The 11,415-nt window shown below is 75.4% G+C and carries 6 protein-coding genes; 2 read left to right on the forward strand and 4 right to left on the reverse strand.

The window, feature by feature from the left end:
* Positions 1-172: 172 nt before the first annotated feature.
* From ABZY91_RS10660 to ABZY91_RS10675, 4 genes are all read right to left on the reverse strand, one after another.
* A complete protein-coding gene (locus tag ABZY91_RS10660; RefSeq protein ID WP_329878229.1) occupies positions 173-1,321 on the reverse strand; it encodes an AAA family ATPase in 1,149 nt (382 codons plus the stop codon).
* Positions 1,318-6,519, reverse strand: coding sequence for a hypothetical protein (locus tag ABZY91_RS10665; protein WP_355401434.1), 5,202 nt, complete (start codon positions 6,517-6,519; stop codon positions 1,318-1,320). The genes ABZY91_RS10660 and ABZY91_RS10665 overlap by 4 nt, the downstream gene beginning before the upstream one ends.
* Positions 6,516-7,361 carry a DUF4132 domain-containing protein gene (locus ABZY91_RS10670; RefSeq protein WP_355401500.1) on the reverse strand — a complete coding sequence of 282 codons (846 nt, stop codon included), beginning with the start codon at positions 7,359-7,361 and terminating at the stop codon, positions 6,516-6,518. The genes ABZY91_RS10665 and ABZY91_RS10670 overlap by 4 nt, the downstream gene beginning before the upstream one ends.
* A gap of 357 nt (positions 7,362-7,718) precedes the next feature.
* The gene (locus ABZY91_RS10675) at positions 7,719-8,921 is read right to left on the reverse strand and encodes a PQQ-dependent sugar dehydrogenase (protein WP_355401436.1); all 1,203 of its coding nucleotides are present in this window, start codon (positions 8,919-8,921) and stop codon (positions 7,719-7,721) included.
* Between the two features lie 239 nt (positions 8,922-9,160).
* On the opposite strand from ABZY91_RS10675, the gene ABZY91_RS10680 reads away from it, so the two are divergent.
* Positions 9,161-10,333, forward strand: a complete 1,173-nt coding sequence (locus ABZY91_RS10680; RefSeq protein ID WP_355401438.1) for a GNAT family N-acetyltransferase — start codon at positions 9,161-9,163, stop codon at positions 10,331-10,333.
* 243 nt (positions 10,334-10,576) lie between these two features.
* Entirely contained in the window at positions 10,577-11,410 is an 834-nt protein-coding gene (locus tag ABZY91_RS10685) for a DUF6202 family protein (protein ID WP_329950862.1), read from the forward strand.
* Positions 11,411-11,415 lie beyond the last annotated feature (5 nt).

Raw genomic sequence — 11,415 nt, forward strand, 5'->3', positions numbered from 1 at the left:
CGCCGGGTGGCTCTGGTGCGGTGCGGCGGCGGGCGTTTCGGGGCCGGGTGCACCGGTGCGGGTCGCGCACACCGCGCACCGGGCCCGGCGACAGTGGCCGCCGCAGGCCCGGCGGATGCCGTCGGGGCCCGGCCGGAGGCCGCCGGTCCCGGTGGCGGTGTGCGCGGTCACCTCACGACTCCAGCGCCGTGCGGAGGTCCCAGAGCGTGCGCCAGGTGCCGGCGCCCTGTTCGGCGCGCCGGCGGACCGGGCCGTCCCAGTAGCCGAGCAGGCGGGCGCCGTCGGCGGGGTCGTCCTTGCGGACGACCCCGATGAGCTGGCCGGGCAGGCGCCCGAGCAGGTCGCCGCCGTCGGGGAGGTAGGCCGCGGTGACGCCGAGGGCCGTGGCCACCGAAACGGCCTCGGCGGTGCTCATCACGGTGGACGGGCGTTCGACGTCCCAGCCCTCGGTGGAGCGGCCGGTCCGCAGGTCCCGGAAGGCCGTGACCAGCGCCTCCAGGACCGCGTCGTCGACCGCGTAGGGGGCGCCGGCACGGGCGACCGCGGCGGTGGACTGACGCCGGACCAGCTCGACCTCGGCAGCCAGGCTGCCGATCGGACCGACCGTCTCGAAGTTGAACCGTCGCTTGAGCGCGGCGGACATCTCGCTGACGCCCTTGTCCCGCAGGTTCGCGGTGGCGATCAGGGTGAAGCCGGGCACCGCGTGCAGCTGGCCGTCCGGACTCCCGGCCAGCTCCGGGACGGCGATCCGCCGTTCGGAGAGGAGCGAGACCAGGGCGTCCTGGACCTCGGGGAGGCACCGCGTGACCTCCTCGACCCGGGCGACCGCGCCGGTGGTCATCGCGGTGAGCACCGGGGACGGCACCAGGGCCTCCCGGCTGGGGCCCTTGGCCAGCAGGAGGGCGTAGTTCCAGCCGTACTTGAGCTGGTCCTCGGTGGTGCCGGCGGTGCCCTGGACGGTGAGTGCGCTGGTGCCGCAGACGGCGGCGGCCAGGAGTTCGGAGAGCATCGACTTCGCGGTACCGGGCTCGCCGACGAGCAGCAGGCCGCGCTCGCCGGCGAGGGTGACGACGCACCGCTCGACGAGGGCCCGCTCGCCGACGAACTTCTGCTCGATGACGAGGCTCTTCCGCCCCGCCTTGAGCTTCTCGCCGTCGCTGCCCATCACGAAGGTGATGACGGCGCGCGGGGTGAGGCGCCAGCCGGGCGGCCGGGGGCCGGAGTCGTAGGCGGCGAGGAACTCCAGTTCGGCGGCGTGGCGTTCCTCGGGCGGGACGACCTGCCGGGTGGCCGCGGGTTCCGTGGTGGTGGGGGTGGTCATCGGCGGGCCTTCCTGCGCTTGCCGGTCTGGAGCTCTTCGTAGCCGGGGGTGTCCCCGTCGGTGACGCGCTGCCAGGCCCGGGTGAACAGCTCCGGGACGGCCTGGCGGGGCAGCGCGGTCCGGTGGGTGGGCAGTTCGTAGAGCCCGGCCTTCCAGGTCTCGGCGGGCAGGGCGGGAGTCTTGGCCTCCTGCCAGCCGCCGGGGAGGAAGAGGGTGCGGCCCGCCCGGGCCCGCTTGGCCTCCAGGACCAGTCCGGATCCGGCGAGTTCGGCCCGGGCCCGCTTCAGGCGGGCGGGCTTCCAGCCCGTCCAGCGGGCGGCGTTGCGGTCGGTCGGGTCGGGGAGGGCGAGCAGCTGGAGGTAGAGCGCGGCGGCGTCCTCACCGAGCTCGTGGGTCTTGGCCACCTCGGCGACGAGGTCGGGCACGCTGACCTGCGGGTGGTGCGGCCAGGACACGTCGGAGTCGTCGGCCCCGTCGGACCCGTCGGGGTCCGGAGCCGGTCCGGCTCCCGGCAGGGCGGCCAGCCGGTCGAGCTCGCCGCCGAGGATCGTCCGGATCGCGAGCACCTGGTCCGCGAACCCGTAGCCCTCGGCGAGGCCGCCGAGCAGTTCCAGCACCGGGTCGTCGGCCCCGGTGAGGCCGGCCGGGCGCAGCCAGATCTGCTCGTCCCCGTGGCCGGGCGACAGGACGACGGCGTCGCCGCACCGGACCAGGCCGTCGGTGTCGGCGCCGCCCTCGACGGGCAGGCCGAACCGGGAGCGCAGCACCTCGGAGACCGGGCGGCCCTTGACGGTCTGCACGTAGCCGTAGCTCAGCAGCAGCTCGGGGTCCGCGAGGCGGGCGCGCAGCGCGACGGCGGCCCCGGGCAGCGACGGGCGCAGCGGGCTCTCGTAGGGCAGGTGGTAGGCGAGCCAGCGGACGGCGTCGACGGCGCCGGTGAGGCTGTCGTACGCCGGCAGGGCGGCGGGGTCGTCGGGGCGCAGGCGCAGTGAGCCGTCGTCCTCCTCGGGGCGGAGCCGGTGGCGGGTGGTGCGGCTGAGCCACGGGGTGCGGGCGACGTTGAGGATCTCCTCGATGTGCGCGATGGTGGCGCCGCTGACGGTGGCCTGGATCTCCTCGGGCAGGGTGACGAGCCTGCCGAGGCGTTCGGTCCAGAGCGCCGCGGCGGCCGCGGTGTCGGGGCCGTCGGTCCAGAGGCTCGCCGGGTCGGCGGGCAGCAGGGCCGCCCAGACGTCGGTGAGGACGGTCCGGTCCCGGTCGCGGACCCAGTCCCGGGCGGCCTTCGCCTCGGAGGACTTGAGGCCGTACTCCTTGAGCCGGTCGGCGGGCAGCGGCGCGCCGTACCACTGGACGAGGGCGGCGGTGGGGCTGAGCAGGAGGGTGGCGCGGACGGCGCCGATGCCGCTGCGGTCGCCGAAGTCGGCGGCGCGCTCGGCCCGGTGGGGGATGCCGCCGTGCAGGGCGAGCAGGGCGGTGAAGCGGGTGACCCAGTCGGCGGTGAGGGTCTCCTCGGTGCTGCGCTCCTGCTCGGCGCCGAAGTGCGCGACCTGTCCGAACGCTCCCGAGGGGTCGTGGTCGACGGCGAGCCAGTGCACCCGGTCGTTCTCGTGGTGGCGGCAGCCGAGGATGACGACGGTGCGCTCGCCGTGCCGCCACACCTGGCCGGCCCGCTTCTCGTGCTTGCCCTTGGTGGCCTTGGGGTCGGTGAGCGGTTCGGTGAGGGTGACCTCGCGGACCGTGGCGCCGCGGTCGGCCAGGGGGCCGGCGGTGAGTTCGGTGAGCAGCAGCGCGAGCGAGGCGCGTGCGGCGTCGGAGGTGAGCGGGGCGGCGGCGGCGTAGGCGGCGGTGCCGAGCCGGCCGAGCAGGTGCAGCCAGCCGTGGTGGTTGTCGTCACCGTGCAGCTTGATCCGGTGCGGCGTCGTCCAGCTCTCGCCGGTGGCCGCGGGCGGTGCGGCGAGGACGGCGGTGACGGCCCGGAGGTTGTTGAGGACGCGCCAGTTGGCGGACCGCTCCCAGTTCCGGCCGAAGCCCCCGATGTCGGGCAGCAGGAGGGTGACGGCCTCGCCGAGGTCGTAGTCGGAGCCGTGCTCCGGCCGGTAGGCGAAGGCGGTGGTACCGCTGTCCGCGGAGGCCTCGGCCTCGGCCTCGGGCTGCGGGACGTACCGGGAGATCGTGTCGAGCAGGTCGGCGGCGGTCCGGGCGAGCCCGGTGACCCCTGCGAGCAGCAGCCGGTCCCCGATGCCGGGGAGGATCCCGGCGACGTCCTGGACGGGGAGCCCCTTCTTGGCCTTCTTGCCGCTGACCAGCCGGCGGCGCACACCCTGGGTGGTGAGCCAGAGCTGGCGCTCCTCGGGGACGGGCTCGGCGTCGACCGGCCAGGCCGCGTCGATCAGCCGGGCGGCCTGCTCGGCGGTGACGGTGCGCAGGTGGCGCGAGCCCTCCTCGTCGCGCGGCCGCAGGACGTGCCAGTAGGGCAGCGGGGGCACCAGCGCGGTGCCGGCGGCGCCGCGGCCACCGGGGCGGCAGAACCGGACGTCGGCGGTGGCTCCGGCGGCGTCGCCCTCGACGACGGCCGGCCCTGCGACGGTGCCCGTGGCCGTGGCCGTGGCGCCGTCGGTCGGCAGCACGAAGGCGAGGTGGTCGTTGGGGAGTTCGACGAGCAGCGGGTGGGCGCCACCGGGCAGGCCGAGCCGGCCGAGCGGGTAGAGCTTGGCGTGGTCCCTGGTGTTGTGCAGGACGAGGGTCGTGCCGTCGGCGGTGCCGGTGGTGACGCGGCCGCCCTCGACCCGGAGCCAGCTGCCGACCGCGGAGCCGTCCGTGCCGAGCGGGGTGTCCTCCAGCCCGGGCCGGAGGGGCAGCAGCAGGGTGCGCCGGACGTCGAGCCGGCCGGCGGCCGCGGTGGCGGCGATCCGGGGCGGTTCGGCGGCCCGGCCGAGGGTGCCGGTGGCCGGGTCGAGTTCGGTGAGCGCGGCGGTGCCGCGGCCGTGGCGGACCGTCCAGTAGCCGGTGCCGTCGCCGAGGACCTGGTACTCCTCGGGCATCCGGGTGTCACCGGGGTGCAGCGGGCGCTCGCCGGTGCTCCTGCCGCCGCCGGGCAGCGGGAGCGACGGCTGGTCGGGCTCCTGGGACCCGCCGTAGTAGTAGGCGATGGTCGCGCCCCCGAGGTCGAAGATCTCGGCGGGACGGCTGGACCAGTAGGCGCGCTGCTTGCGCTCGTGGAACCAGGCGACCAGCAACTCGCCGTCGACGAAGCGGAACCGGGGCCGCTGCCAGGACTCCTGCTTGTCGGGGATGCGGACGGCGTGTTCGAGGAGGATGCCCTCCGCGCCGACCACGAGGGCCTGGTCCCCGCGGACCAGGATGAGGTGCGGCCAGGCGTCCTCCAGGATGAGGCCCTCGGGGAGCGTCTTGCTGTCGCCGAAGCCAGGGGCCTCACTCTTCTTGACACCGAGCCGGGCGAGCGCCTCCTCCAGCGCGGGCCAGCCGAGTTCGTCGAGGATGCCGGTGCGCAGGCTGCGGGCGAGCAGGCCGGCCACGTCGAGCGCGGCGATCCGCTCGGCGGCGGCCGGGTTCTCGGTGCGGATGGCGGCGCGGCTGGAGGACAGCCCGCGCAGCAGGCCGACGGCGGTCGAGAGGCCGCGGACGGCGGCGAGCTCGTCGGCCCGCGCGTCGGACCACTCGACGAACAGCTCGCGCAGCACCGGTACCGCCGTCACGCCCTTGGTGCCGGCGGCCTTCCAGACGTCGGGGACGGCGGCGCGCAGGGACGGCCGGAAGCGGGCGTCGGCGGCGACGGCGGCGAGGTCGCGCCCGTCGGTGCCGGAGGCCTGGACCCAGCCGGAGAGGTGGAAGGTGTGCCCGTCGGACGGGTCGGCGACCGGGACTCCCTCGGCGAGCAGCAGATCGAGGAGTTCGATCTGGGTGGCACTGCGGCGCACCCCGGTGAAGAGCTCGACCGGGACGGCCTCGGCGCGCAGGCGCGCCGCCATCCGCGCGGCCAGGGCGAGGGTCTCGGCGCTGAGGCCGCGATCGCGCCAGCCGCGGCCGAGGTGGTTCACCCAGCGCTGCAGCCAGGCGGCGGCGGGTTCCGCGGGCGCGCCGCCGTCGAGCGGCTCGGCGGAACCGGCGGGCGCGGCCGAACCGGTGACGTCGGTGAGCAGCCGGTCGGCGCCGCTCTCGGAGAGGACGGTGAGCCAGGCGGTGTCCTGGCCGTCGCGGTCGTCGGAGCCCGCGGGGTCGGGCAGGATCTCCAGCAGGCGGGCGCGGACGGTGTCGTCGCGCCGGGCGAGCTCGATGACGGCGTCGTGCCAGCTCTTCCAGAACGCGGTGGGTGCCCGGTTGACGGCGGGCGAGGCGAGCAGCTCGGCGAGCAGGACCCGCTCGTGCTCGTCGCGGTCGAGGCCGGCGGCCCGGAGCAGGGCCCGGGCGTCCTCGGCGACCCCCGCGTAGGGGGCCATCCCGGCCGCCGAACGCTCGGTGCAGAGCTGGCTGAACCGCTGCCAGGCGGTCACCGGGTCCAGCCGGACGCTCAGCTCCTTGACGTACTGGCGGAGCGCCTTGACGGTGAGCGCGCCGGCGAGGGCGAACTCCAGGAAGACGGCGCGCAGCCGCTCCTCGTCGACGGTCAGGTTGTGGGTGCGCTCGGCGTCGCGGGCCTTGCCGAAGAAGGTGCTCGCGTAGGTCTGGTTGCCCTGTTCGAGGAAGATCCGACCGACCTGCTCGCAGTAGGTGGGCAGGAAGTGCGGCACCGCGCGGCCGAGCCGCTTGGCCAGCTCCTCGAAGCCGTCCTTGGCGTGGCCGGGCTTGGACTTGGCCTGGCGGGCGAGCCGCTCCATCTCCTTGACCAGCGCGAGCGCGTGGTGGCCGTTGGCCGGGTCGTGGACCAGCGCCCAGGCCGGGAAGCCGAGCGCCTCCTGCCGGACCTGGCCGACCTCGGCCGGTTCCCCGGCGGGCACGAGGCCGAGGAAGTCCACCGCGAGGTCCTCGGCGGGACCGAGCGCGCCGGGCACCAGGCGGACGATCCGGCGCTCGCCGAGCACCGGGTGGGCGTAGCTGCGGGCGGTGAGGACGTCGGCGACGCCGTCGGGCGCGCCGGCGCCGGGCAGGGTACCGGGCGGAAGGACCGCCCCGGCGTCCAGCAGGCGCTCGCTCAGTTCGGTCCCGCGTGCGGTCCCGCGCTCGGCTCCGGTGGTGCTCATTCGGCTTCCTCCCCTTCGATCGTGCGGCCGGCGTACAGCGCGGCGGCCATCCGCGTCCCCTCGGACCAGGCGACCGGTCCGACCTCGGCGAGCGGCAGGACCTTGCCGTCCGGGCCCGCCCAGCTCAGCGAGCCCGTCTCGCACTCGTCGTACTCGTAGTAGTCGCCGACCCAGACCCGGGCCTCCAGCGCGCGGCCGTCCTCGACCACGGGCAGCACGGCGTGACCGCCGCGGACCCGGTAGCCGAGCCGGGCGCACCGGCCGAGCAGGTCGCGCAGCGCCGCGTAGTGACCACCGGCGTAGGTGTCGACCTCGGTGCCGGTGGTGTCGGCGGGCCGGTGCCAGACCTCCCGGTACAGCTGCTGGACCTGCTGGGAGACGCCGAGTTCGACGGCGAACTCGCGCAGCTCGTCCAGGTCGGCCAGCAGGACCGGGTGGGGTATCAGCAACTCGTCGGCGGTCAGGCGGACGGTGTCGCCGTCGAGGTCGACCAGGCCGATCCCGCGCTCGGCGTCGGCACCGCGCAGGAACCCGGCGACGGTGCCGTCGGAGCCGGTGACGACCAGGTCGCGCAGGACCTCCTGCCAGGCCTCGTCGGCCCAGACGGCCGTGACGACGGCGGCGGGCACCGGCAGCGAGCGGACCATCCACCGCTCGACGCTCTCCAGGCAGCCGCGCCGGTGTGCGGCCAGCCACTCGGTGAGCTGCTTGAGCCCCACCACCACCGGATCGTCGTTGAGCTTCGACGGAAGGCTCTTCAGCGGACGCCCCGCCGCATTCCGGCAGAGCACCTTTCCCTCTTCGTCGAGGGCGACTTGATAGCCACCCGCACCCGTATCCACCCACGCCACGGCCGCTCTCCTCCCAGCTGGTCGGTCAGTGATGGAAGGAACGTAACGGGACACACTGACAACGCGACCGGCGGGGGCTGACCCCGAGCGGATCCCGATTCCAAACCCCTCGAACGAATGAACTAGCGCAGCACAGAACGGCAGCGCAGAACGACCGCGGAACGACCGCGGAACAGCCCCGGAACGGCTGCGGGAAACGGCCCCGGCGCACGGACGCCGGGCGCCCCGGGGAACGGGGACGCGGACCGGAGACCCGGCGCGGGGCGGCGGAACGGGACGGCGGAACGGCCGGGCGGAGCGGCAGGACCGACGGACCGGTCCCGCCGGCAGCGCGGGCCCCGCGAGCCGCTACGAGACGGTCAGTCGGAGGATGCGGTCGTCGCCGGGACGCGGCTCCCCGCGGCCGTCGGTGTTGTTGGTGACGAGCAGCAGCGTGCCGTCCCGGTCGGCCACGACGGTCCGCAGCCGGCCGTAGTCGCCTGACAGGAACTCCTGCGGCTCAGAGGCGAGTTGATCCCCGTTGAGCGGGACGCGCCAGAGCCGCCCGCCGCGCAGCGCGGCCAGCCAGACGGCACCGTCGGCGTAGGCGATGCCGCTCGGGGAGGCGTCGGCGGTACGCCACCGGGCGACCGGGTCGGTGAACTCCGGGCGACCGCCGACGCCCTCCACGGTCGGCCAGCCGTAGTTGCCGCCGGGAGTGATCAGGTTCAGCTCGTCCCAGGTGTCCTGGCCGAACTCGGAGGCCCAGAGCCGGCCCTGGGGATCCCAGGCGAGGCCCTGCACGTTGCGGTGGCCCAGCGACCAGACCGGCGAGCCGGGGAACGGGTTGCCCGCGGCGGGTGCGCCGTCCGGAGCGAGACGGAGGATCTTGCCGCCCAGGGAGTTCCGGTCCTGGGCGAGCGCCTTGTCGCTCGCGTCGCCGGTACCCGCGTAGAGGAAGCCGTCCGGACCGAAGCCGATGCGGCCTCCGTTGTGCCGCGAGCCGTGCGGGATTCCCTTCAACAGGACTTCGGGAGAGCCGAGTTGCTCGCCCTCCGGACGGGTCGGGTCGTAGTCCAGCCGGATGATGCGGTTGTCGTCGGCGGTGGAGTGGTAGGCGTACAGCCGGTGGTCGCTGGCGAATCCGGGCGAGAGGGCGAGTCCCAGCAGGCCGCCCTCTCCACCGGAGGCGACGCCGGCGACGGTGCCGACGTCGGTCCTCGCGCCGCCGTCGGCCGCGACTCGGACGATCCGGCCGTCGTCGCGTTCGCCGACGAGGAGGTCTCCGTCCGGAAGGACGGCCAGGCCCCAGGGGGCGTCGAGGTCCTGCGTGACGGTCGCCCGGACGTTCACCGCCGGTGCGGCGGGGGGCGTGGCGGCCGGGGAGGTCGCGGGCGGCGTCGCGGGTGTCGTCCCGGCGGCCGTCGGCACGGGGGCCGGCGAGGAGGCGACGAGCGTGCCGGTGGGTGCCGGGTCGGGGGCGCGGTCCGGCGCGGCGGCGGAGGAGCAGCCCACGACGGCGGCCGGTCCGAGAAGCAGGGCGAGCAGGGCGGCGGCGGAGCGGCGGAGCATCGGTGACCCTCCCGGAGGCGGCAGGCGCATGGCGACACGAACGTCCGGCGGACGCACTCCCAGCAGACCACATCGCCGGACGGCACGGTCAGCAACCCGCCGCGCCCGCACGGCCGACCGGGCACTCCCGCCCCCACCCTCGCTCCGGTGGAGCACCGCACAGGGGGCGGGCACCTGCCGCCGGGCGAACTCGCCCGATTCCCGCACGGGCCGCGACATTCATCAGTAAGGTGTCACATGTGACGCATCTTGCGAACGGCGTGATCCGCCCGTTCTGGCCCGCCACCGACTATCCGGCGCTGGCCGCGCTCCTGTCCTCCGCCGGGCCGGAACAGGTCACGGCGGCGGAGCTCCGGGCGCAGGACGAGGTGATGCCTCCCGTCGGCAGCCTTGCCACCGACCCCGACGGCCTCCTGATCGGGCACGGCCGGATCCGTCTGGTGGATCCCGGACCGAGCGGCGGGCTCCTCGCGTTCGCGACCGCATGGCGGGCTCCCTGGACGCCGCCGGGCGACGTCGCCTCGCTCGTCGTCGGCACGCCGGGCCGGGCTCCGGAGCTCCTGCTCCCCCTTCTCGACGGGATAGAGGACTGGGCCCACGGCGCGGGCGCGCGCCGGCTGCTCGGCGAGCTGCCGGACCACGGCGAGTCCGCCGGGGCCGCGCCCGACGCGGACGGAGCCGACGCCCACCGGAGCGCCGGCGGAAGCGGGGGCGACGGCGACGGCGAGGGGCGAGACAGCACCGACGACAGCGGCCGGAGCGCACGCGGCGGCGGCCACGCAGGACTCCTCGACCTGCTCATCGCCCGCGGCCACCGCATCGACGCCCACATCCGCACCGCCACGGCCCGGCTGGAGCCGCGCACCCTCGCCCCGCCGCCACCCCTCGGCATCGACCTCCGCACGCTCGCCACCTCCGGCGCACCGCAGCCGGCCCGGCAGCTCCACCGGCTCTACCGCGAGACGTTGAGCGACAACCCGGGCTTCGCCGACGCGGTGCCCGGCTTCGAGCGCTGGCACGCCGAGGCGCTGTCCGGCCAGGGCTGCCGCCCGGACTGGGTGTTCACCGCCGAGGCCGCCGGCCGGATCGTCGGCGTCACGGCCGTCCGCGAGACCGCCGACCCGCGCGTCTGCCACATCGACTTCACCGGCGTCCTGCGCTCCTGGCGCGGGCGCGGACTGGCCCGGACGCTCAAGCTGCACGCCGCCCGACACCTCGCCTCCCGTGGCGTGCGGACCGCGTGCACCGAGGTCGAGGCGTCCAACATCCCGATGATCGCGGTCAATTCGGCCCTCGGGTACGAGTGGGGGCCCGGCCACCGCCGGCTGGTCAAGCTCCTCCGGCCGGCTGGGAACCGCCGGCCGCAACCGCCCTCCGGTCGGCGCGAAGGCCCGAACGCCGCCCGCCCGTAGCGCGGCCGACCACACCCGCGGGCGCACGGCCGCCACCCGCCCCGGGGGCGACGGCACGCGCCCACCCGAGCACCCGCCCAAGCCCCGGTCCGCGCCCCCGACCGCACCCCGCTCCGCGCCCCCGGCCACCTTCCCGCCGCGGCCTCCCGCCCGACCTCCCGCCCCTCCGGGGATCATTGACACCTCCTCAGATGCCATTTAACGTGTGGCATGTGAAATGGCACAGGCAAAGGGGGAGCAATCATGCCTGGTGAGACGGCACTTGACGAGCAGGTTTCCTCGATCGTCCGGGCGGCGGGGCTGGTCCGGCCCGGAAACCGTTTCTTCGCGAACGCGCGGCTGGTGGACGACGTCCCGCCCGCGAACGCACTCGCCGTGGCGCGGCAGTGGGAGGCCATGACCAAGGCCTTCATGTTCACCACGATCGGCGGACTCGGCGCGGCCGCCCGGCACTTCGCCGCGCAGGAGGCCCCGGGGCGGGAGACCCTCGCGGCCTTCCAGACCGCATTCCGGGTGATCGGCGACGACCTGGACAACCTGGCGGACGACTTCGGCGCGGTGGCACCGGGCGGAGCGGCGGGCATCCACTACCTGTGGTGGGCGGACTCGATCGTGGCGCCGCTGGTGAAGGCCTCGGGCGAGGAGTCCGCGCCGGCGCTGCCCGCGGGCGTCGCCAGGCTGCTGGAGGCGATGGACGCACTCGCCGACCACCGGCTGGGTGCGGCGGTCCAGTTGCGGGTGGTGGAGGCGATCGCGCTGGACATCGCCGTCGCGTTCCGGCGCGTGTACAGCAAGGTGCAGGTCGGCGGGGAGAAGCTGTTCGCGGACTCCGACGCGCTGGTGTGGATCGACGCGCACATCAAGGCCGAGACCAGCCACGCCAAGTCGGTCAGCGACGAGGAGACCGGCATGACCGCGCTGGTCGAGGGCGAGGAGGACGCGGCCGAGCTGCTGCGGCTCGCCACCGGGTACGCGGCCCACTGGGCCGACGCGCTCGACGACTTCGCCGACCAGCTCTCCGGCCCGCTCGCCGCCGGGACCCCGGCGCAGGCCACGGCGCAGGCCTCCGCGAGCTGATCCGG

Origin of the sequence: Kitasatospora sp. NPDC002965 (genome assembly GCF_040611255.1) — a bacterium.
GTDB lineage: Bacteria > Actinomycetota > Actinomycetes > Streptomycetales > Streptomycetaceae > Kitasatospora.